The sequence below is a fragment of the Pseudomonas sp. DVZ6 genome (assembly GCF_024259445.1).
In the GTDB taxonomy this organism is placed as follows: Bacteria; Pseudomonadota; Gammaproteobacteria; order Pseudomonadales; family Pseudomonadaceae; genus Aquipseudomonas; species Aquipseudomonas peradeniyensis.
The window spans coordinates 1-20,863 of record NZ_JANCLM010000054.1; the positions used below are offsets into that span (position 1 = coordinate 1).

Genomic DNA, 20,863 nt, shown 5'->3' on the forward strand with positions numbered 1-20,863 from the left:
ACGCTCCATGATTGCCCGCGAAATATGTTTCCGGCTGTTCAAATATTCGCCAATCACCTTGCTTGTCCCCCCGGCCTTCTCTACAATTGCGCCCCTTGCCAGCTGGCCGGTGCGCATGCGCCTACACGCCGGGGCAAGACTTACAGTGTCATTCACTCCTTGTCTGACCAGATACGCTGGCAGACTACTAACCCGTAAGGAGCATTCATGCGTCATTACGAAATCATCTTCCTGGTTCACCCGGACCAGAGCGAGCAAGTCGGCGGCATGGTTGAGCGTTACACCAAGCTGATCGAAGAAGACGGCGGCAAGATCCACCGTCTGGAAGACTGGGGCCGTCGTCAACTGGCCTATGCAATCAACAATGTTCACAAGGCTCACTACGTGATGCTGAACGTTGAGTGCACCGGCAAGGCCCTGGCCGAGCTGGAAGACAACTTCCGCTACAACGATGCCGTGATCCGTAACCTGGTCATCCGTCGTGACGAAGCCGTTACCGGCCCGTCCGAGATGCTCAAGGCAGAAGAGAACCGCAGCGAGCGCCGTGAGCGTCGCGAACGTCCTGAGCATGCTGATGGCGCCGAAGGCGACGACAGCAATGACAGCGACAACAGCGATAACGCTGACGAGTAATCCACGGACCTTTTGAGGAGCCAATCACATGGCACGTTTCTTCCGTCGTCGTAAATTCTGCCGCTTCACTGCTGAAGACGTGAAAGAGATCGACTTCAAAGATCTCAACACCCTGAAAGCTTACGTATCCGAAACCGGCAAGATCGTTCCAAGCCGCATCACCGGTACCAAAGCTCGTTATCAGCGTCAGCTGGCTACCGCTATCAAGCGCGCCCGCTTCCTGGCCCTGCTGCCCTACACCGACAGCCACGGCCGCTGAGACCGGGTCGTCGACTTAAGTAGCAAGGGATAAGCATGCGAGCGTTAGCTGGTTTCATCATGCGCGGTCGTGTGCAGGCCACCCTCGTGGTGGTCATCAGCGCGGTACTGCCGCTGCTGTTCTGGTTGAGTGCCGCCGCCGGGAGCCTGGTGCTCCTGCGGCGCGGGTTCAAGGACGCGTCATCGGTCATCGCCTGGGGCCTTTTGCCAGCGTTGATCATCGCGTTCTTCGGCGAACCAAGCACCTTGCTGGTGCTGTTGGGAACGCTGGGTCTGGCCGCCTTGTTGCGGGCCGGGCATTCCTGGACCCGGGTGCTGCTGTCCAGTGTCGCATTAGGCTTGCTGTACAGCCTGATCCTGGACGCGGTGATGCGCGAGACCTTCGAGGTGCTGGCCAAGGCGCTTGAAAAAGCCCTGCCGCAGATCGAGGGCCAGCCGGTACTACCTGGTGAGCTGATCGGCCCTTTGCTGGTCGCTTCCAGTGCGGTAATGCTGCAGCTGTTCAGCCTGCTGGCTTTGATGCTGGCGCGCTATTGGCAGGCGGCGTTGTACAACCCTGGTGGTTTCGCCCGCGAGTTTCGCGAGCTGAGGCTGCCGCTGGTACCAATGCTGGTGCTGGTGTCATTGATGGTGCTGGGCCCGTTCCTCGGGTCGTCGTTCATCGTCCTGGCCTCCGCCTCCAGCCTGGTGCTGCTGCTTGCTGGCATCGCCCTGGTTCATGGGCTGGTGGCACAGCGGCGACTGGCCGGTTTCTGGCTGGTGGGGATGTACGTGACGCTGCCGCTGCTCATGCAGCTGATGTATCCGTTGCTCGTGGTTTTGGCCATTGTCGACAGCCTGATTGATTTTCGCGGTCGCAAGTCCCCTTCACAGGGTGACGACTCCGCGAACGGTGAAGGTTAAAAGTTAAGAGGTTTTACCAAATGGAACTGATCCTGCTGGAAAAAGTCGCCAACCTGGGCAACCTGGGCGACAAAGTAAACGTTAAGGCTGGTTACGGCCGTAACTTCCTGCTGCCATTCGGCAAGGCCACCGTTGCCAACGCCGCCAACCTGGCCGCGTTCGAAGAACGCCGCGCCGAGCTGGAAAAAGCCGCAGCAGACAAGAAAGCTTCGGCTGAAAGCCGCGCTGCCCAACTGGCCGAGCTGGAAGTGACCATCACTGCCACCGCTGGCGACGAAGGCAAGCTGTTCGGTTCGATCGGCACCCACGACATCGCTGACGCCCTGACCGCCTCCGGCGTTGAAGTGGCCAAGGCTGAAGTTCGTCTGCCGAACGGCACCATCCGTCAGGTTGGCGAATACGACGTAGCCGTGCACCTGCACAGCGACGTTGAAGCCACCGTACGCGTGGTTGTCGTAGCTGCCTAAGCTGCCTTAATCGACTGGCTCCTCGTGGGTCAGGCGGTTAACATCGGGCACGGTCCTGTTTTGTGCAGGCCGTGCCCTTTGTCTTTTTCATCTTCCAGAATTCTTTCGTGGCCATGAACGAGATCACCACCCCCGAACAACTCGACCTGCAAACCGCTGCCCTGAAGGTGCCGCCGCATTCCATCGAGGCCGAACAGGCCGTGCTCGGTGGCCTGATGCTGGACAACAACGCCTGGGAGCGGGTGCTCGACCAAGTTTCGGACGGCGATTTCTACCGGCATGACCACCGCCTGATCTTCCGTGCCATCCACAAGCTGGTGGATGCTAACCAGCCGTTCGACGTGGTGACCCTGCACGAGCAGTTGGACAAGGAAGGCGTGTCCACCCAGGTCGGCGGCCTGGCCTATCTGGCCGAGCTGGCCAAGAACACCCCGTCGGTGGCCAACATCAAGGCCTACGCCGCGATCATCCGCGAGCGGGCCACGCTGCGTCAGCTGATCAGCATCAGCACCGACATCGCCGACAACGCCTTCAACCCCCAGGGGCGCAACGCCGAAGAAATCCTCGACGACGCCGAGCGGCAGATCTTCCAGATCGCCGAGGCGCGGCCGAAGACCGGTGGCCCGGTGGGGGTCAACGAGCTGTTGACCATGGCCATCGACCGCATCGACACGCTGTTCAACTCCGACAGCGACATCACTGGCGTGTCCACCGGTTACACCGACCTGGACGAGAAAACCAGTGGCCTGCAGGCCGCCGACCTGATCATCGTCGCCGGCCGCCCCTCGATGGGCAAGACCACCTTCGCCATGAACCTGGTGGAAAACGCCGTGTTGCGCAGCGAGAAGGTGGTGCTGGTGTTCTCTCTCGAGATGCCCGGTGAGTCGCTGATCATGCGTATGCTTTCGTCCCTGGGCCGTATCGACCAGACCAAGGTGCGTTCCGGACAGTTGGACGACGATGACTGGCCGCGCCTCACATCGGCGGTCAACCTGCTCAATGACCGCAAACTGTTCATCGACGATACCGCCGGCATCAGCCCGTCGGAGATGCGCGCACGGACCCGCCGCCTGGCGCGTGAGCATGGCGAGATCGGCATGATCATGGTCGACTACCTGCAGCTGATGCAGATCCCGGGTTCGGCCGGTGATAACCGGACCAACGAGATTTCCGAGATCTCCCGCTCGCTCAAGGCGCTGGCCAAGGAATTCAACTGCCCGGTGATCGCCCTGTCGCAGCTCAACCGCTCCCTGGAGCAGCGCCCCAACAAGCGCCCGGTCAACTCTGACCTTCGTGAATCGGGTGCGATCGAGCAGGACGCCGACGTGATCATGTTCGTCTACCGCGACGAGGTGTATCACCCCGAGACCGAGCACAAGGGCGTGGCCGAGATCATCATCGGCAAGCAGCGTAACGGCCCCATCGGCTTCGTGCGCCTGGCGTTCATCGGCAAGTACACCCGCTTCGAGAACCTCGCGCCGGGCATGTACAATTTCGACGACGACGAATAAAGGCTGCCCAGGAACCCTGTAGGAGCGGCCTTGTGCCGCGAAAGGGCCGCAAGGCCCCAGCATTTTGCACTACTGCTGAATTGCTGGGGCCGCCATGCGGCCCTTTCGCGGCGCAAGGCCGCTCCTACAGAGACCGTGCCCACCACGTTATTCGTCTGCCCCATGAATCCGACCACTACCGTCGGATTTGGTCAAAATTTGTGCTATATTCCGCGCCCGCGATTTTCCTGCACATTAGAACCGGTCACTGACATGCAAGCAGCCAAACCACTCTACGACTATCCCAAGTACTGGGCCGAATGCTTCGGGCCAGCGCCTTTCCTGCCGATGAGCAGGGAGGAGATGGATCAGCTCGGCTGGGATTCCTGCGACATCATCATCGTGACCGGTGACGCCTACGTCGACCATGCGTCGTTCGGCATGGCCATCATCGGCCGCCTGTTGGAAGCCCAGGGTTTCCGCGTGGGCATCATCGCCCAGCCGAACTGGCAGTCGAAAGACGACTTCATGAAGCTCGGCGAGCCGAACCTGTTCTTCGGTGTGGCTGCGGGCAACATGGACTCGATGATCAACCGCTACACCGCGGACAAGAAGATCCGTTCCGATGACGCCTACACTCCCGGCGGCATGGCCGGCAAGCGTCCGGACCGCGCCAGCCTGGTGTACAGCCAGCGCTGCAAGGAAGCCTACAAGCACGTGCCGATCGTGCTCGGCGGCATCGAGGCCTCGCTGCGCCGCATCGCCCACTACGATTACTGGCAGGACAAGGTCCGCCACTCGATCCTGGTCGACGCCAGCGCCGACATCCTGCTGTACGGCAACGCCGAGCGGGCGATCGTCGAGGTCGCCCAGCGCCTGTCCCAGGGTGAAAGCATCGAGCACATCACCGACGTGCGCGGCACCGCGTTCATTCGCCGCGACACCCCGCAGGGCTGGTTCGAGATCGACTCCACCCGCATCGACCGTCCGGGCCGGGTCGACAAGATCATCAACCCGTACGTGAACACCCAGGACACCCAGGCCTGCGCCATCGAGCAGGCCAAGGGCGAGCAGGAAGACCCGAACGAAGCCAAGGTCGTGCAGATCCTCGACAGCCCGAGCGTCACCCGCGAGAAGTCGGTGATCCGCCTGCCGTCGTTCGAGAAGGTACGCAACGACCCGGTGCTCTATGCCCACGCCAACCGCGTGCTGCACCTGGAGACCAACCCGGGCAACGCCCGCGCCCTGGTGCAGAAGCATGGCGACGTGGATGTGTGGTTCAACCCGCCACCCATCCCCATGACCACCGAGGAAATGGACTACGTGTTCGGCATGCCCTACGCGCGTATCCCGCACCCGGCCTATGGCAAGGAGCGCATCCCGGCCTACGAGATGATCCGCTTCTCGGTGAACATCATGCGTGGCTGCTTCGGTGGCTGCACCTTCTGCTCGATCACCGAGCACGAAGGCCGGATCATCCAGAACCGCTCCCACGAGTCGATCCTGCACGAGATCGAGGAGATGCGCGACAAGGTGCCGGGCTTCACCGGCGTGGTCTCCGACCTCGGCGGCCCGACCGCCAACATGTACCGCATCGCCTGCAAGAGCCACGACATCGAGAAGCATTGCCGCAAGCCGTCGTGCGTGTTCCCGGGCATCTGCGAGAACCTCAACACCGACCACAGCTCGCTGATCGAGCTGTACCGCAAGGCCCGTGCCTTGCCGGGGGTGAAGAAGATCCTGATCGCCTCGGGCCTGCGCTACGACCTGGCGGTCGAGTCGCCGGAATACGTGCGCGAGCTGGTCACCCACCACGTCGGCGGCTACCTGAAGATTGCCCCGGAGCACACCGAGCGTGGCCCGCTGGACAAGATGATGAAGCCGGGCATCGGCACCTACGACCGCTTCAAGCGCATGTTCGAGAAGTTCTCGAAAGAGGCGGGCAAGGAGCAGTACCTGATCCCGTACTTCATCGCCGCGCACCCGGGCACCACCGACGAAGACATGATGAACCTGGCCTTGTGGCTCAAGGGCAACGGTTTCCGCGCCGACCAGGTGCAGGCGTTCTACCCCTCGCCGATGGCCTCGGCCACGGCCATGTACCACTCGGGCAAGAACCCGCTGCGCAAGGTCACCTACAAGAGCGAAGGGGTGGAGATCGTCAAGAGCGAGGAGCAGCGCCGGTTGCACAAGGCGTTCCTGCGCTACCACGATCCGAAGGGCTGGCCGATGCTGCGTGAAGCGCTGCAGCGCATGGGCCGCGCCGACCTGATCGGGCCGGGCAAGCACCAGCTGATCCCGCTGCACCAGCCAGCCACTGATACCTACCAGAGCGCCCGGCGCAAGAACTCGACGCCGGCCGGCAGCCACAAGGTGGGCAAGGACCAGAAGATCCTCACCCAGCACACCGGCCTGCCACCGCGCGCCAGCGACGGCAGCAAGCCGTGGGACAAGCGCGAGAAGGCCAAGGCCGAGGCGTTCGCCCGCAACCAGCAGGCGGCCAAGGAGCGTAAAGAGGCAGCCAAGGGCGGCAAGGGCAAGAAGCCGCGCCAGCCGGTCATTCCGCGCTAACTGGTCCATTTTGGGGCTGCTGCGCAGCCCTTTCGCGGCACAAGGCCGCTCCTACAGGGGATCGCATTCACCTGTAGGAGCGGCCTTGTGCCGCGAAAGGACCGCAACGCGGTCCCAGGCTCTCAGTCTTCAATCCGGCTGCTTGTCGACCCACTTCGGCAACACCGGTGATTCGAACCGATCCATCCCGTCCAGCAGCTCATCCGGTTGCTGCCCCAGCAACAGCATCGCCCGGTGCTGCGGCCGCACGAAGCCCTCTTCGACGATATGGTCGAGGAACCCGCCCAGCTTTTCATAGAACCCGTTCACATCCAGCAGCCCCAACGGCTTGGCGTGATAGCCCAGCTGTCCCCAGGTCCACACCTCGAACAGCTCCTCCAGCGTGCCCAGTCCACCCGGCAGGGCGATGAAGGCATCGCTGAGCTCGGCCATGCGCGCCTTGCGCGCGTGCATGCCGTCCACCACTTCCAGGCGGGTCAGGCCCTTGTGGCCGATCTCGGCGTTCATCAGGCTCTGGGGAATGATGCCGATGACTTCGCCACCGGCGGCCAGGGCGGCATCGGCGACGGTGCCCATCAGGCCGACCGCGCCACCGCCGTAGACCAGGGTCAGGCCTCGGCGGGCGATGGCCTGGCCAAGGGCGATGGCAGCTTCGCGATAGGCGGGGTTGGCACCGATGCTGGCGCCACAGAAGACACAAACGGAACGTACAGGCATTGCTTATCTCCCTTTACATGCGCGCACAGGGTAAGGCGCATGCCTGTCGCTTCCAAGGGGGGAGATCACTCGGGGCGGGCGAATTCGCAGATGGCGCCACTGGCTCCGTGGGCGTAGGCGGCGAGCAGGCTGTTCATGAAGCTGGAAAGGGACATTTCATTCAACTCCTAAATGAGAGGTTGTCCCATCGTCTATCAAGAGGGCATGATGTGCACTTTGATTGGTTGTATACAATCCATTGAACAAATCTACTGCCTGGCCACTTGACACCCCTTGACCCACATCAGGTACGGGCGTCCTGTTTTCAGGCAGTCTCGCAATTGATAAAACCCTGCCAAGGAGATTCATGATGTTTGCGAAAGCTGTAGCGGTATCCCTGCTGACCCTCGCCAGCGCCTCTGTCTTTGCCGCCGACTGCAAGGTGACTGTCGACTCGACCGACCAGATGTCGTTCAACACCAAGGAATTCACCATCGACAAGAGCTGCAAGACCGTCGAGATCGAACTGACCCACGGTGGCAGCCTGCCGAAGAACGTCATGGGCCATAACCTGGTCATCAGCAAGACCGCCGACATGCAGGCCATCGCCACCGAAGGCATGTCGCAAGGCCTGGACAAGGACTACATCAAGGCCGACAACGCCGCGATCATCGGCCACACCAAGATGATCGGTGCCGGCGAGAAAGACACCATCAAGCTCGACACCTCGAAGCTGGAAGCCGGTGGCGACTACAGCTTCTTCTGCACCTTCCCGGGCCACATCTCGATGATGAAGGGCAAGGTTGTCGTCAAGTAATGACGATTTGAAACTTGGGAGGGCTTTGCCCTCCTTTCGCGGCACAAGGCCGCTCCTACAGGAGAGTGCATATCCTCTGTAGGAGCGGCCTTGTGCCGCGATGGGCCGCAAAGCGGCCCCGCCAGGCCTCACGGCGCAAACGGCAGCTCGCGCTTGTGCTGGGTCTTGCGGTAGGTGGCGACGATGATGTCGAACGCTGCCTGGTCGACCGGCTGCCCATGCAAGAACGCATCGATCTGCTGGTAGGTCACGCCGTGTGACGCCTCGTCCGGCTTGCCCGGTTCGAGGTCTTCCAGGTCCGCGGTCGGCACTTTCTCCACCAGCGACTCTGGCGCGCCGAAGCTGCGCGCGATGGCCCGCACCTGGTTCTTCACCAGCCCGCTCAACGGTGCCAGGTCGCACGCCCCGTCACCGAACTTGGTAAAGAACCCCATCACCGCCTCGGCGGCGTGGTCGGTGCCGATCACCAGGCCCGCACGGGCGCCGGCGACGGTGTACTGGGCGACCATACGGGTACGCGCCTTGACGTTGCCGACGACGAAGTCCACCAGCGTCGGCGAGCCGTTCTTAAGCTCCTCGACTTCGGCCGCCAGGGCCTTCACCGCCGGGGCGATGTCGATGGTGTGCACCTCGTCGGCCTTGATCACCTCCAGGCAAGCCTGGGCATCGTGCTCGTCGTGCTGCACATGGTACGGCAGGCGTACGGCGATGAAGGTGTAGGCCTGGTCGCCGGTCTCGCTGCGCAGCTCGTTGATGGCGCGCTGGGCGAGCAGGGCGGCGGTCAGCGAGTCGACGCCACCGCTGATGCCCAGTACCAGGGTCTTGAGCCGGGCATTGGCCAGGCAGTCCTTGATGAAGGCCACGCGCCGGGCGACTTCCCGCTCGAGGGCGGCGGCGTCTGCGAACGGCGGCTGCACCTTGAGCGCCCGGGCAATCTCTTGCTGAACGGCTTGCATGGGTTACTCCTTGCTGGGGACTTTGAATACGTGACGCAGGTAAGTGACGAAGTTCTCGTCGCGGCACTGGGTCTTGGCGGCTTCGTCGGAGATCTTCGCCACTGGCGAGCCGTTGCAGTCGGTCATTTTAAGCACGATGTTCATCGGCGCCACGCCGGGTATGTCGCAGGTCAGGTTGGTGCCGATACCGAAGCTGACATTGATGCGCCCGCGCAGGGCACGGAAGATCTCCAGCGAGCGGGTCAGATTCAGGCCGTCGGAGAACACCAGGGTCTTGGTCATCGGGTCGATCCCCAGTTTCTGGTAGTGGGCGATGGCCTTCTCGGCCCAGGCCACCGGCTCGCCGGAGTCGTGGCGCAGGCCGTCGAATAGCTTGGCGAAGTACAGGTCGAAGTCCTGGAGGAAGGCATCCATGGTGATGCAGTCGGTCAGGGCGATGCCGAGCAATCCACGGTATTCGCGGACCCAGCAGTCCAGTGCGGCGATCTGGCTGTCGATCAGCCGCGGGCCGAGCTGCTGGTGGGCCATGATCCACTCGTGGGCCATGGTGCCCAGGGGCTTGATATCCAGTTTCCATGCCAGGTCGACGTTGCTGGTGCCGACGAAGCGGCCCGGGAACTCATCGCGCAGCACCCGCACCACTTCCTCCTGCACACGGCTGGAGAAACGCCGGCGGGTGCCGAAGTCGGCCACCTGCAGGTGGGCCAGTTCGTCGTCGCTGGCGTGGGCGCGCAGCCAGTCGAACTTGCGGTGCAGCTGGTCGCGGGCTTCGGCCAGGCGCATGCGCGGGTGCAGGTGGCGGTTGCGCACCTCGCTGATGATGGCCAGCAACGGCACCTCGAAGAGGATCACATGCAGCCAGGGGCCGCGCAGGCGCAGGAACAGCTGATCGTTTTCGATACCGATGCGCACATAGCGCAGGTTGAAGCGGAACAGGCGCAGGAAGCGCAGGAAGTCCGGCTTGAGGAAGCTGATGCGCTCGAGGAAGGCCAGTTGGTCATCGTCCAGGGTCAGCTCGCTGAGCAGTTCGAGCTGGTTGCGGATCTCGCCCAGGTAGGGCCGCAGGTCTTCGCCATTGCGGCAGCGGAATTCCCATTCGACGTCGGCGTCCGGGTAGTTGTGCAGGACGGCCTGCATCATCGTCAGTTTGTAGAAGTCGGTGTCGAGCAGGTTGTGCACGATGCGCTCGGCGAATGCGCTCTCGCTCATCAGGGGGAAGCTCCAAGGCGGGCAATGGCGGCTATTGTGCCAGCCTTTGGGGTGATATTGCGCCTGTACCGGCCTCTTCGCGGGTAAACCCGCTCCCACAGGTAGAGTGCCATCCTGTGACAGCAACTGTCTTTTGTGGACGCTGGCTCCTACAAGTGAGGCTCAGGCGTCGCGCGGCCCATGTGGGAGCGGGTTTACCCGCGAAGAGGCCGGCTCAGGCAAAACAGGTGTTTTTCCGTGCACCGACTAGCCTTCTAACGGTGCCGCCTGTAGCAGTCACGCACCAGCGGTGTGCAGTTCGGTGACGTCCGCTGTTACAGGTCGGTTGCACGTTAACACTCGCAAGGGTTGCAATGATGGTGCTCGAAGGTTGCTCCTTGTCTAGGCGTGTCGGTAGCGCTTGCTCCGCAGTAGACGGTTGCACGCTCAATAAAGAAAAGGCCGCCGGTCGCCACTGTTCACCCCCTGTCGTGTGTTTTCCCGGAAGACAAAACCACTGGCACGGCCCTTGCTCGGAGCACAGGGCTGAGAAGTTGTAGTGCCAACCAAAAAAAATATTCTAGGAGCACCACCTCATGTCGCAGACGTTTTACAAGAAAGGTTTCCTGGCACTGGCCGTAGCCACGGCACTGGGTGTTTCTTCGTATGTTCAGGCCGACATCAAGATCGGCGTCGCGGGTCCCATGACCGGGGCCAACGCAGCGTTTGGCGAGCAGTACATGAAAGGTGCGCAGGCAGCGGCCGATGTGATCAACAAGGCCGGTGGCGTGAACGGCGAGAAGATCGTCCTGGTCAAGGGCGATGACGCCTGCGAGCCGAAGCAGGCCGTGGCCGTGGCCAACCGCCTGGTCGACCAGGACAAGGTGGCGGGCGTGGTTGGTCACTTCTGCTCCTCCAACACCATCCCCGCTTCCGAGGTCTACGACGAGGCCGGCGTGATCGCCATCACCCCAGGCTCGACCAACCCGCAGGTCACTGAACGCGGCCTGTCCGCGATGTTCCGCATGTGCGGCCGTGACGACCAGCAGGGCATCGTCGCCGGCAACTACATCGTCGATGTGCTCAAGGGCAAGAAGGTCGTCGTGCTGCACGACAAGGACACCTACGGCCAGGGCCTGGCCGACGCGACCAAGGCGCAGTTGATCAAGCGCGGCGTCACGCCGGTGCTGTACGAAGGCCTGACCCGTGGCGAGAAGGACTTCAGCGCCGTGGTCACCAAGATCCGCGCCGCCGGTGCCGATGTCGTCTACTTCGGCGGCCTGCACCCCGAGGCCGGCCCGCTGGTACGCCAGTTGCGCGAGCAGGGCCTGAAGGATGTGGCGTTCATGTCCGACGACGGCATCGTCACCGACGAACTGGTGGCCACCGCCGGCGGCGCCCAGTACACCAACGGTGTGTACATGACCTTCGGCGCCGACCCGCGCCTGCTGCCCGACAGCAAGACCGTGGTCGAGGAGTTCCGCAAGAACGGCACCGAGCCAGAGGGCTACACCCTGTACGCCTACGCTTCGGTTCAGGCCCTGGCCGCCGCCTTCAACGGCGCCAAGTCGAACAAGGGCGAGGACGCCGCCAAGTGGCTGAAGGCCAACCCGGTCAAGACCGTCATGGGCGAGAAGAAGTGGGACAGCAAGGGCGACCTGACCGTCTCCGACTACGTGGTCTACCAGTGGGATGCCAACGGCAAGTACCACCAGCTGGAAAAACAAAAATAAAAACGGCCAACGGCCCGCGTGCGTTTCGCACCGGGCCGTAGCCCCGCGGTACCTGTCATTGTCAGTAGATCTGCACAGTTCTGCGCTGCGAGGGCCGTTGCATCCGGATCCTGCGTGGTCGGCGCTCGTGCAATCTCAATCAGGTGAGATTGCGTTATGGATGGTATTTTCCTGCAGCAACTGGTCAACGGCCTGACCCTCGGGTCGGTCTACGGCCTGATCGCCATCGGCTACACAATGGTCTATGGCATCATCGGCATGATCAACTTCGCGCACGGCGAGGTGTACATGATCTCCGCGTACCTCGCGGCGATCAGCCTGGCATTGCTGGCCTACTTCGGTATCGAGTCGTTTCCGCTGCTGATGCTGGGCACCCTGTTGTTCACCATCGTCGTTACCGGCGTCTATGGCTTCACCATCGAACGCATCGCCTACAAACCCCTGCGCAACTCCACCCGCCTGGCCCCGCTGATCAGCGCCATCGGCATCTCGCTGATCCTGCAGAACTACGCGCAGATCAGCCAGGGCGCTCGCCAGCAAGGCGTGCCGACCCTGCTCGAAGGCGCCATGCGCGTTGAGGTGGGCACCGGCTTCGTGCAACTGACCTACACCAAGATCTTCATCCTGGTGGCCGCCTTCGTCGGCATGGCGCTGCTCACCTACGTCATCAAGTACACCAAGCTCGGGCGCATGTGCCGGGCGACGCAGCAGGATCGCAAGATGGCCTCGATCCTGGGCATCAACACCGACCGGGTGATCTCCTACGTGTTCGTCATCGGTGCGGTGATGGCCGCGCTGGCCGGTGTGCTGATCACCATGAACTACGGCACCTTCGACTTCTACGCCGGCTTCATCATCGGCATCAAGGCGTTCACCGCCGCGGTGCTCGGCGGCATCGGCTCGCTGCCGGGGGCGATGCTCGGTGGCATCATCCTGGGGATCTCCGAATCGTTGTTCTCCGGCCTGATCAACTCCGACTACAAGGACGTGTTCAGCTTCTCGCTGCTGGTGATGATCCTCATCTTCCGTCCCCAAGGCCTGCTGGGTCGCCCGCTCGTGGCTAAGGTGTGAACATGTCCGCTGCCAATTCTGCCTCTGTTGCCCAATCCAAGGGTTTCGACCTCAAACGCAGCCTGCTGGAGACGATCGTCGCCGGCCTGCTGGCGCTCATCGTCTTCGGTCCGGTCGTCGGCGTGGTGCTCGACGGCTACAGCTTCAACGCCGAGCCGGCCCGCGTGGCCTGGCTGGTCGGCGGTGTGATGATCGGGCGTTTCATCCTCAGTGTGTTCCTGCAGACACCGACCGGCCAGCGCATGCTCCAGGGCTTCGACAGCGGGGGTTCGGGCGTGCATGTACTGGCGCCGGACTACAAGTCGCGGCTGCGCTACATCATCCCGGCGCTGATCGTCATCGCCATCGTGTTCCCGGTGTTCGCCAACAAGTACCTGCTGACCGTGGTCATCCTCGGCCTGATCTACGTGCTGCTGGGCCTGGGCCTGAACATCGTGGTGGGCCTGGCGGGCCTGCTCGACCTGGGTTACGTGGCGTTCTACGCCATCGGCGCCTACGGCCTGGCCCTCGGCTACCAGTACCTGGGCCTGGGCTTCTGGAGCGTGCTGCCGCTGGCGGCGATCGCTGCGGCGCTGGCCGGGTGCATCCTCGGTTTCCCGGTGTTGCGAATGCATGGTGACTACCTGGCCATCGTCACTTTGGGCTTCGGCGAGATCATCCGCCTGGTGCTGAACAACTGGCTGTCGTTCACCGGTGGCCCGAACGGCATGCCGGCGCCGTCGCCGACCTTCCTGGGGCTGGAGTTCGGCCGTCGGGCGAAGGACGGCGGAGTGCCGATCCATGAGTTCTTCGGCTTCGATTACAACCCTAACCTTAAGTTCGTGTTCATCTATGCCGTGCTGTTCCTGGTGGTACTGGCGGTGCTGTACATCAAGCACCGGTTGACCCGCATGCCGGTCGGGCGCGCCTGGGAGGCCCTGCGCGAGGACGAGATCGCCTGCCGCTCCATGGGCCTGAACCATGTACTGGTCAAGCTCTCGGCGTTCACCCTGGGCGCTTCCACCGCCGGCCTGGCCGGGGTGTTCTTCGCCACCTACCAGGGCTTCGTCAACCCGTCGTCGTTCACCTTCTTCGAGTCGGCGCTGATTCTGGCCATCGTCGTGCTTGGCGGCATGGGCTCGACCGTGGGCGTGGTGATAGCGGCATTCGTGCTGACCGTGGCCCCGGAGCTGCTGCGCAGCTTCTCCGAGTACCGGGTGCTGCTGTTCGGCGTGCTGATGGTGCTGATGATGATCTGGCGACCGCGGGGGCTGATCCGCATCAGCCGCACCGGCGTGGTCCCGCGTAAAGGAGTGGCGCCATGAGCGACGAAATCATTCTGTCGGTCGACAACCTGATGATGCAGTTCGGCGGGATCAAGGCGCTCAGCGATGTCAGCCTGAAGGTCAAGCGTAACCAGATCTTCGCCCTGATCGGTCCCAACGGCGCCGGCAAGACCACTGTGTTCAACTGCCTCACCGGCTTCTACAAGGCCAGCGGCGGGCGTATCGAGCTGAACGTGCGCGGCAGCCACACCAACGTCATCCAGCTGCTCGGCGAGCGCTTCCAGGCGGCGGACTTCGTCTCGCCGGCGCGCTTCGCCAACCGCCTGTACTACAAGATGTTCGGCGGGACCCACCTGGTCAACCGCGCAGGTCTTGCGCGCACCTTCCAGAACATTCGCCTGTTCAAGGAAATGTCGGTGGTGGAGAACCTGCTGGTGGCCCAGCACATGTGGGTCAACCGCAACCTGCTGGCCGGCGTGCTCAACACCCCGGGTTACCGCAAGGCCGAGAGCGACGCGCTGGACCATGCGTTCTATTGGCTGGAGGTGGTCGACCTGGTCGATTGCGCCAACCGCCTGGCTGGCGAGCTGTCGTACGGCCAGCAGCGCCGTCTGGAAATCGCCCGGGCCATGTGCACGCGGCCGAAGATCATCTGCCTGGACGAGCCGGCCGCCGGCCTCAACCCGCAGGAGACCGAGGCCCTCAGCCGCATGATCCGCGTGCTGCGTGACGAGCACGACATCACCGTGGTGCTGATCGAGCACGACATGGGCATGGTCATGAGCATCTCCGATCATATTGTCGTGCTCGACCACGGCAACGTGATCGCCGAGGGCACGCCACAGGACATCCGCCACAACCCGACGGTGATCGCCGCCTACCTGGGCGCAGACGAAGAGGAACTGATATGAGCGCGCCCATTCTCGAGTTGAAGGACCTGGATGTGTTCTACGGGCCGATCCAGGCCCTGAAGAAAGTCTCGATGCACATCAACGAAGGCGAGACGGTGAGCTTGATCGGCGCCAACGGCGCGGGCAAGTCGACGTTGCTGATGTCGATCTTCGGCCAACCGCGGGCGGCCTCCGGGCAGATCGTCTATCGCGGCACCGACATCACCCGCAAGTCGTCGCACTACATAGCCTCCAACGGCATCGCCCAGTCACCGGAGGGGCGCCGGGTGTTCCCCGACATGACCGTCGAGGAGAACCTGATGATGGGCACCATTCCGATTGGCGACAAACATGCCGGTGAGGACATGCAGCGCATGTTCGAGCTGTTCCCGCGGCTCAAGGAGCGGCGCAACCAGCGCGCCATGACCATGTCCGGCGGCGAGCAGCAGATGCTCGCCATCGCCCGCGCGCTGATGAGCCGGCCCAAGCTGTTGCTGCTCGACGAGCCATCGCTGGGGCTGGCGCCGATCGTGGTCAAGCAGATCTTCTCCACCTTGCGCGAGCTGGCGCAGACCGGCATGACCATCTTCCTCGTGGAGCAGAACGCCAACCACGCGCTGAAGCTGTCTGATCGAGCCTATGTGATGGTCAACGGGCAGATTCGCATGACCGGGACGGGTCAGGAACTGCTGGTCAACGAGGAGGTGCGTAACGCCTATCTGGGCGGGCACTGAGGATTTAGCACGCTCTTTGTAGGAGCGGCCTTGTGCCGCGAAAGGGCCGCGAAGCGGCCCCAAGATCTCAGCATCATGTGAAATCGCCGGGGCCGCTTCGCGGCCCTTTCGCGGCACAAGGCCGCTCCTACAGGGGATCGCAGCGCTTGGCGATGCTTTCACCGCATGTGGACAACTTGTCGCATATCTTTCTTGAAACACTCCACATCCCCACTGCAAACCCTTGTTTCCACAAGTGGAAAACTTTCCACGGATTGTGTGGAACCGCCTGTGGAAAACATGGTGGCACCTCGCTCCAGCCCAGATAAACCAGCGCCTCCAAGTATTTGATTGTTTTTTGATCAAGTGCTGCTTGTGCATGATTTTGCATGGGTTTTGCGCAGCAGATCGGTTTGCCCAGAGCGCGTTGCTTTCTGTGGATAACTCTGTGAAAAAACCTTGGACAGACCGCCACAGGCAGCATGGTTGAAAGCGTTGCGCCATCATGCAGCGATGTCCACAACCTACAGAGGTTCCCTTGACCCGACGAGTTGCCCCCAATCCGTGGGGAAAGCCTTGTGGATAAGATGCGCATAGCCCGGCGCAGCCCTTCTATCACGGGCCTCAGCGGGGTTAGTACGTTTTTTGACCAGTGGCGATGACGGTTGTGGTCGGGCCTTGCGCCGGGCATGCTGCGAGGCCAGTCGACGACAATCCCACGCTGAGGAGAAGAGCATGACATCCACCGTATTCATCACTGGCGCGACGTCCGGTTTTGGCGAGGCCACCGCCCGCCGTTTCGCCGACGCCGGCTGGAAGCTGGTGCTCACTGGTCGGCGCAAGGAGCGCCTGGATGCGTTGTGCCAGGAACTGTCGGCCAAGACCGAGGTGCACAGCCTGGTGGTCGACGTGCGTGACCGCAAGGCGATGGAGGCAGCCATCGCCAGCCTGCCGCCGACCTTCGACAAGCTCCAGGGCCTGGTCAACAACGCCGGCCTGGCGTTGGGTGTCGACGCCGCGCAGAACTGCAGCCTGGACGACTGGGAAACCATGGTCGACACCAACATCAAGGGGCTGATGTACACCACTCGCTTGCTGTTGCCTCGGTTGATTGCCCATGGCCGCGGCGCGTCGATCCTCAACGTCGGTTCGGTGGCGGGCAACTACCCGTACCCGGGCGCGAACGTGTATGGCGGCACCAAGGCCTTCGTCGGCCAGTTCTCGCTGAGCCTGCGCTGCGACCTGCGAGGGACCGGCGTGCGGGTGAGCAATATCGAGCCGGGGCTGTGCGAGAGCGAATTCTCGCTGGTGCGTTTCGGTGGGGACCAGGCGAAGTATGATGCGACCTACGCCGGTGCCGATCCGATCCAGCCCCAGGATATCGCCGAGACCATCTTCTGGATCCTCAACCAGCCGGCGCATATCAACATCAACAGCCTGGAGCTGATGCCGGTGAGCCAGGACTGGGCTGGCTTCTCGATCGACCGATCGGCCAAGGGTTGAATCATGGTGCGGGGTTGCCAGGCAGCCCCGCAGACACGAGGTGTCCACGCTTGAAGAAAATCGCCCTGTTCGCCGATGTGCAGAACCTCTACTACACGGTTCGCCAAGGCCATGGCTGCCATTTCAACTACGCCGCGCTGTGGGCCGAGGTCAGCCGCGAAGGGCAGATCGTCGAGGCGGTGGCCTATGCCATCGACCGTGGCGACAGCAAGCAGCAGCAATTCCAGCAGATCCTGCGCAACCTCGGGTTCGAGGTGCGCCTCAAACCCTTCATCCAGCGCGCCGATGGTTCCGCCAAGGGCGATTGGGACGTGGGCATTACCCTCGATGTCATCGAGGCGGCGGCGCGGGTCGACCAGGTGGTGCTGGCCTCGGGCGACGGTGATTTCGACCTGTTGCTGGAGCGTGCTATGCAACGCCATGGCGTCGAAACGGTGGTCTACGGTGTACCCGGGTTGACAGCCCTGGCACTGATCCGCGCGGCCAGCCGTTATGTGCCCATCGAAGGCAAGTTACTGTTGCGCCACTGACCTGTACACAGGTTCCGGGCTGGAGTGGTGCGTGGGAGCAGTGCGTGGGAGCGGGCTTGCCCCGCGATCGCAATGCCGGCTCTATCGCGGGCCAAGTCGCAACGGCGAACCGCCGCTTCCGCGCTGCTGTTTCAGCTCTTTTTGCCGTTGCCCTCCAGGTGCCCCAGCGGCACCCGTCGCGCCACTGCGCTCGACAGGATGATCGAGGTCTTGGTGAAGCCCAGCTGCGATACGCGGTTGATCAGCGCCTCCAACTCGCCCATCGACGTGACGGCCGCCTGCATGATCACGCACGGGTCGCCGGTCACCCGGTGGCATTCGGTGAGTTCGGGGATTTTCTCCAGGGCCTCGTAGGCCTGCTGGTTGCCATGGCTGGCCAGGCGCAGTTCCATCACGCACTGGATCGGCAGGCCGATCTTCTCCAGATCGACCTTGGCCGTGTAGCCGCTGATTACCCCGCTGGCTTCCAGCTTGGCCACCCGTTCGGCCACCGCCGGGGCCGACAGATTGACCTGGCGCGCCAGCTGCGCGTAGGTGGCCCGGCCATTCTCCAGCAGGGCGGCGAGGAGCATGCGGTCATACTTGTCCATGGTGATTCCTGTTGGCTTTGCAATCGACGGCAAGGGGGCCGAACAACCATCTATTGCAAAGTGTTTTGGTGTTTTAAACGTGTTTTATAACTTAAGTTTGCGCCTGGGCCTTTCTAAACTAATCCACCCGTAAACGGATTTCGAGCCCTTGCCATGTCCTCCTCCCGTCGCTTCCCGTTGTTGCTTGTTGGCGCCTTTCTTGCCCTGTACCTGGTCTGGGGCTCGACCTACCTGTTTATCCGCATCGGCGTGGAGTCCTGGCCGCCGATGCTGATGGCCGGGGTGCGTTTCGTGATTGCCGGCAGCCTGCTCTATGGCTTCCTGCGCTGGCGTGGTGTGCCGGCGCCGACCTGGCCCCAGTGGCGCGCGGCCGGGGCGATCGGTTTCCTGTTGCTTAGTTGCGGCAACGGCGGGGTGACCCTGGCCGAGCATGCCGGGGTCGCCTCGGGCGTGGCGGCGTTGGCGGTGGCCACGGTGCCGCTGTTCACCTTGGTGTTCGGTCTGTTCTTCGGCCATCGCAACTCGCGCCTGGAGTGGGCGGGGATCGCCCTTGGGCTGGTCGGCATCGGCATGCTCAACATGGGCTCGAACCTGCAGGCCAGCCCCATGGGCGCGGCGCTGATCTTGTTCGCCGCGGCAGCCTGGGCCTTCGGTTCGGTGTGGAGCAAGAGCCTGCCGCTGCCCCAGGGCGCGATGGCCAGTGCCGCAGAAATGCTGGTGGGCGGCGCGGCGTTGCTGATCGGCAGTGCCGTCAGCGGCGAGCGCCTGACCCAGATGCCCACCGCCGCCGGTTGGGGCGCGCTGGCCTACCTGGTGTTCTTCGGCTCGATCCTGGCATTCAGTTCCTACATGTACCTGCTCAAGCACGTGCGCCCGGCGGCGGCCACCAGCTATGCCTACGTCAACCCGGCGGTGGCGGTGTTGCTGGGGATCGTCTTCGCCGGCGAGCAGATCGGCGCCGAGGAGTGCGTGGCCATGGCGGTGATCATCGGCGCGGTGGTGCTGATCGGCCTGCCGCAGTGGCGCAAGGCGCCGGAGCCGCCCGTGTCGTTGAAAGAAGGGGTGTGCAAATAAGGTAACGGACTTCTGACCCTGTGGGAGCAACTGTCTTGCTCAATTTCCAGAATCTGGCGCGATCCGTGTGGGAGCGGGCCCTTTGTTCTTTGGGCCACCGTGGTGCTGGGGTAAACTTGCCGCCTTCGCTGAACCCCTGACGGTATTGCCATGAATTTCGCCCAACTCGGCCTGATCGAACCGCTGCTGCGCACCCTGCAGACGCTGGACTACACCACGCCCACCCCGGTCCAGGCCAAGGCCATCCCCGCCGTGCTCGCCGGCCGCGACCTGATGGCCGCCGCCCAGACCGGTACCGGCAAGACCGCCGGCTTCGCCCTGCCGGTACTGCAGCGCCTTGCGCTGGAAGGGGAGAAGGTCGCCAGCAACTCGGTGCGCGCGCTGGTGCTGGTGCCGACCCGCGAACTGGCCGAGCAGGTCCACGCCAACGTGCGTGAGTACGCCGAGAACCTGCCGCTGTCCACCTACGCGGTGTACGGCGGCGTCAGCATCAACCCGCAGATGATGCGCCTGCGCCGCGGCGTCGACCTGCTGGTGGCCACCCCGGGCCGTCTGCTCGACCTGTTCCGCCAGAACGCCATCAAGTTCGGCCAGGTGCAGACCCTGGTGCTCGACGAAGCCGACCGCATGCTCGACCTGGGTTTCGCCGAAGAGCTGCAAGCGGTGTATGCGGCGTTGCCGCGCAAGCGCCAGACACTGCTGTTCTCCGCCACCTTCTCCGACCAGATCCGCATGCTCGCAGGCCTGGCGCTGAACGACCCGTTGAGCATCGAAGTCAGCCCGCGCAATGCCGCTGCCAACACGGTCAAGCAATGGCTGGTGCCGGTGGACAAGAAGCGCAAGGCCGACCTGTTCTGCCACCTGTTGCGCAAGCAGCGCTGGAAGCAGGTGCTGGTGTTCGCCAAGACCCGCAATGGCGTGGATCAGCTGGTCGAGCGTCTGCTGGCCGAGGGCGTGAACGCCGACGGTATCCACGGCGACCGCCCGCAGGCCACCCGCCAGCGTGCCCTGGACACCTTCAAGGCCCGTGAGATCCAGGTGCTGGTGGCCACCGATGTGGCCGCCCGTGGCCTGGACATCGACGACCTGCCGCTGGTGGTCAACCTCGACCTGCCGATCGTCGCCGAGGACTATGTGCACCGTATCGGTCGTACCGGTCGCGCGGGCAACAAGGGCGAAGCGATTTCGTTGGTGTGTGCCGACGAGGTGCAACTGCTGGCGTCGATCGAGACGCTGATCCGCCAGGTGCTGCCGCGCCATGAGGAGCCGGACTTCATCCCCGATCACCGGGTGCCGGTGACCGATGCCAGTGGCCAGGTGCTGAAAAAGCCGAAGAAGCCCAAGAAACCGAAAGAGAACAGTGCCAAGCGTGGTCTGGGGCGCTGGATGGACAGCGAGGAGGCGGGGGCTTCGGCGCCGGCGGTCAAGGCGGTGCGCAAGGTGCCGAGCTTTGGTGGCAAACCGGGCAAGCGTAAGCCTTGAGATTTTGGGGGCCGCTTTGCCGCCCTTTCCGGC

20 protein-coding genes are annotated in these 20,863 nt (G+C 63.1%); 16 read left to right on the forward strand and 4 right to left on the reverse strand.

All coding sequences use genetic code 11. The features are described 5' to 3' along the window. The first annotated feature begins 207 nt into the window (after window positions 1–207). The 6 genes from rpsF to NMG10_RS23880 all read left to right on the forward strand — a co-directional run bounded on the left by rpsF (window position 208) and on the right by NMG10_RS23880 (window position 6,322). Window positions 208–633 carry a 30S ribosomal protein S6 gene (rpsF, locus tag NMG10_RS23855; protein WP_011535936.1) on the forward strand — a complete coding sequence of 142 codons (426 nt, stop codon included), beginning with the start codon at window positions 208–210 and terminating at the stop codon, window positions 631–633. Between the two features lie 28 nt (window positions 634–661). Then, window positions 662–892, forward strand: a complete 231-nt coding sequence (rpsR, locus tag NMG10_RS23860) for a 30S ribosomal protein S18 (protein ID WP_003249563.1) — start codon at window positions 662–664, stop codon at window positions 890–892. 35 nt (window positions 893–927) lie between these two features. After that, window positions 928–1,794 (forward strand): hypothetical protein, encoded by an 867-nt coding sequence (locus NMG10_RS23865; RefSeq protein ID WP_203650179.1) that lies wholly within the window; start codon window positions 928–930, stop codon window positions 1,792–1,794. Window positions 1,795–1,814: 20 nt separating this feature from the next. Then, window positions 1,815–2,261 carry a 50S ribosomal protein L9 gene (gene rplI / locus NMG10_RS23870; RefSeq protein WP_011535934.1) on the forward strand — a complete coding sequence of 149 codons (447 nt, stop codon included), beginning with the start codon at window positions 1,815–1,817 and terminating at the stop codon, window positions 2,259–2,261. A 113-nt stretch (window positions 2,262–2,374) separates the two neighbouring features. Next, window positions 2,375–3,772, forward strand: a complete 1,398-nt coding sequence (dnaB, locus tag NMG10_RS23875; protein WP_110735182.1) for a replicative DNA helicase — start codon at window positions 2,375–2,377, stop codon at window positions 3,770–3,772. 252 nt (window positions 3,773–4,024) lie between these two features. Further along, window positions 4,025–6,322 (forward strand): YgiQ family radical SAM protein, encoded by a 2,298-nt coding sequence (locus tag NMG10_RS23880; RefSeq protein WP_203650185.1) that lies wholly within the window; start codon window positions 4,025–4,027, stop codon window positions 6,320–6,322. Between the two features lie 129 nt (window positions 6,323–6,451). Here NMG10_RS23880 and NMG10_RS23885 read toward each other — a convergent pair whose 3' ends face one another. Next, window positions 6,452–7,039 (reverse strand): TIGR00730 family Rossman fold protein, encoded by a 588-nt coding sequence (locus NMG10_RS23885; RefSeq protein WP_254465239.1) that lies wholly within the window; start codon window positions 7,037–7,039, stop codon window positions 6,452–6,454. Window positions 7,040–7,388: 349 nt separating this feature from the next. Between NMG10_RS23885 and azu the strand changes: the two genes are divergently transcribed. Continuing rightward, window positions 7,389–7,835 (forward strand): azurin, encoded by a 447-nt coding sequence (gene azu / locus NMG10_RS23890; protein ID WP_050707129.1) that lies wholly within the window; start codon window positions 7,389–7,391, stop codon window positions 7,833–7,835. 128 nt (window positions 7,836–7,963) lie between these two features. On the opposite strand, the gene nadE is transcribed toward azu, so the two are convergent. Both nadE and pncB read right to left on the reverse strand, forming a co-directional pair. Beyond that, complete coding sequence (gene nadE, locus NMG10_RS23895; protein ID WP_254465240.1) at window positions 7,964–8,791, reverse strand: ammonia-dependent NAD(+) synthetase; 828 nt, start codon at window positions 8,789–8,791, stop codon at window positions 7,964–7,966. 3 nt (window positions 8,792–8,794) lie between these two features. Further along, entirely contained in the window at window positions 8,795–10,000 is a 1,206-nt protein-coding gene (gene pncB, locus NMG10_RS23900) for a nicotinate phosphoribosyltransferase (RefSeq protein WP_203650205.1), read from the reverse strand. A gap of 575 nt (window positions 10,001–10,575) precedes the next feature. On the opposite strand from pncB, the gene NMG10_RS23905 reads away from it, so the two are divergent. The 7 genes from NMG10_RS23905 (at window position 10,576) to NMG10_RS23935 (ending at window position 17,684) form a co-directional block, all read left to right on the forward strand. Next, window positions 10,576–11,712, forward strand: coding sequence for a branched-chain amino acid ABC transporter substrate-binding protein (locus NMG10_RS23905; RefSeq protein ID WP_110734931.1), 1,137 nt, complete (start codon window positions 10,576–10,578; stop codon window positions 11,710–11,712). Window positions 11,713–11,868: 156 nt separating this feature from the next. Beyond that, window positions 11,869–12,783, forward strand: coding sequence for a branched-chain amino acid ABC transporter permease LivH (locus tag NMG10_RS23910; RefSeq protein ID WP_102683954.1), 915 nt, complete (start codon window positions 11,869–11,871; stop codon window positions 12,781–12,783). A 2-nt stretch (window positions 12,784–12,785) separates the two neighbouring features. Beyond that, the gene (livM, locus tag NMG10_RS23915) at window positions 12,786–14,087 is read left to right on the forward strand and encodes a high-affinity branched-chain amino acid ABC transporter permease LivM (protein WP_203650209.1); all 1,302 of its coding nucleotides are present in this window, start codon (window positions 12,786–12,788) and stop codon (window positions 14,085–14,087) included. After that, complete coding sequence (locus NMG10_RS23920; RefSeq protein WP_050707124.1) at window positions 14,084–14,959, forward strand: ATP-binding cassette domain-containing protein; 876 nt, start codon at window positions 14,084–14,086, stop codon at window positions 14,957–14,959. The genes livM and NMG10_RS23920 overlap by 4 nt, the downstream gene beginning before the upstream one ends. Further along, window positions 14,956–15,672, forward strand: coding sequence for an ABC transporter ATP-binding protein (locus tag NMG10_RS23925; RefSeq protein WP_028688239.1), 717 nt, complete (start codon window positions 14,956–14,958; stop codon window positions 15,670–15,672). Before NMG10_RS23920 ends, NMG10_RS23925 begins: the two co-directional genes overlap by 4 nt. A gap of 714 nt (window positions 15,673–16,386) precedes the next feature. Then, the gene (locus tag NMG10_RS23930; protein ID WP_203650211.1) at window positions 16,387–17,154 is read left to right on the forward strand and encodes an SDR family oxidoreductase; all 768 of its coding nucleotides are present in this window, start codon (window positions 16,387–16,389) and stop codon (window positions 17,152–17,154) included. A 50-nt stretch (window positions 17,155–17,204) separates the two neighbouring features. Beyond that, window positions 17,205–17,684 (forward strand): NYN domain-containing protein, encoded by a 480-nt coding sequence (locus NMG10_RS23935; RefSeq protein ID WP_186734492.1) that lies wholly within the window; start codon window positions 17,205–17,207, stop codon window positions 17,682–17,684. Window positions 17,685–17,815: 131 nt separating this feature from the next. Here NMG10_RS23935 and NMG10_RS23940 read toward each other — a convergent pair whose 3' ends face one another. After that, on the reverse strand, window positions 17,816–18,274 hold the full coding sequence (locus NMG10_RS23940) for an Lrp/AsnC family transcriptional regulator (RefSeq protein WP_110737865.1): 459 nt from the start codon (window positions 18,272–18,274) through the stop codon (window positions 17,816–17,818). A 153-nt stretch (window positions 18,275–18,427) separates the two neighbouring features. Here NMG10_RS23940 and yedA point away from each other — a divergent pair, with 153 nt between their 5' ends. Beyond that, a complete protein-coding gene (yedA, locus tag NMG10_RS23945) occupies window positions 18,428–19,348 on the forward strand; it encodes a drug/metabolite exporter YedA (RefSeq protein ID WP_254465241.1) in 921 nt (306 codons plus the stop codon). A gap of 150 nt (window positions 19,349–19,498) precedes the next feature. After that, on the forward strand, window positions 19,499–20,830 hold the full coding sequence (locus NMG10_RS23950) for a DEAD/DEAH box helicase (RefSeq protein WP_254465242.1): 1,332 nt from the start codon (window positions 19,499–19,501) through the stop codon (window positions 20,828–20,830). Window positions 20,831–20,863: the final 33 nt, after the last annotated feature.

Bases quoted from the DNA above. Each gene is read 5' to 3' on its own strand.
- rpsF (WP_011535936.1), top strand. From the start codon at position 208: ATGCGTCATTACGAAATCATCTTCCTGGTTCACCCGGACCAGAGCGAG.
- rpsR (WP_003249563.1), top strand. From the start codon at position 662: ATGGCACGTTTCTTCCGTCGTCGTAAATTCTGCCGCTTCACTGCTGAA.
- NMG10_RS23865 (WP_203650179.1), top strand. From the start codon at position 928: ATGCGAGCGTTAGCTGGTTTCATCATGCGCGGTCGTGTGCAGGCCACC.
- rplI (WP_011535934.1), top strand. From the start codon at position 1,815: ATGGAACTGATCCTGCTGGAAAAAGTCGCCAACCTGGGCAACCTGGGC.
- dnaB (WP_110735182.1), top strand. From the start codon at position 2,375: ATGAACGAGATCACCACCCCCGAACAACTCGACCTGCAAACCGCTGCC.
- NMG10_RS23880 (WP_203650185.1), top strand. From the start codon at position 4,025: ATGCAAGCAGCCAAACCACTCTACGACTATCCCAAGTACTGGGCCGAA.
- NMG10_RS23885 (WP_254465239.1), bottom strand. From the start codon at position 7,039: ATGCCTGTACGTTCCGTTTGTGTCTTCTGTGGCGCCAGCATCGGTGCC.
- azu (WP_050707129.1), top strand. From the start codon at position 7,389: ATGTTTGCGAAAGCTGTAGCGGTATCCCTGCTGACCCTCGCCAGCGCC.
- nadE (WP_254465240.1), bottom strand. From the start codon at position 8,791: ATGCAAGCCGTTCAGCAAGAGATTGCCCGGGCGCTCAAGGTGCAGCCG.
- pncB (WP_203650205.1), bottom strand. From the start codon at position 10,000: ATGAGCGAGAGCGCATTCGCCGAGCGCATCGTGCACAACCTGCTCGAC.
- NMG10_RS23905 (WP_110734931.1), top strand. From the start codon at position 10,576: ATGTCGCAGACGTTTTACAAGAAAGGTTTCCTGGCACTGGCCGTAGCC.
- NMG10_RS23910 (WP_102683954.1), top strand. From the start codon at position 11,869: ATGGATGGTATTTTCCTGCAGCAACTGGTCAACGGCCTGACCCTCGGG.
- livM (WP_203650209.1), top strand. From the start codon at position 12,786: ATGTCCGCTGCCAATTCTGCCTCTGTTGCCCAATCCAAGGGTTTCGAC.
- NMG10_RS23920 (WP_050707124.1), top strand. From the start codon at position 14,084: ATGAGCGACGAAATCATTCTGTCGGTCGACAACCTGATGATGCAGTTC.
- NMG10_RS23925 (WP_028688239.1), top strand. From the start codon at position 14,956: ATGAGCGCGCCCATTCTCGAGTTGAAGGACCTGGATGTGTTCTACGGG.
- NMG10_RS23930 (WP_203650211.1), top strand. From the start codon at position 16,387: ATGACATCCACCGTATTCATCACTGGCGCGACGTCCGGTTTTGGCGAG.
- NMG10_RS23940 (WP_110737865.1), bottom strand. From the start codon at position 18,274: ATGGACAAGTATGACCGCATGCTCCTCGCCGCCCTGCTGGAGAATGGC.
- yedA (WP_254465241.1), top strand. From the start codon at position 18,428: ATGTCCTCCTCCCGTCGCTTCCCGTTGTTGCTTGTTGGCGCCTTTCTT.
- NMG10_RS23950 (WP_254465242.1), top strand. From the start codon at position 19,499: ATGAATTTCGCCCAACTCGGCCTGATCGAACCGCTGCTGCGCACCCTG.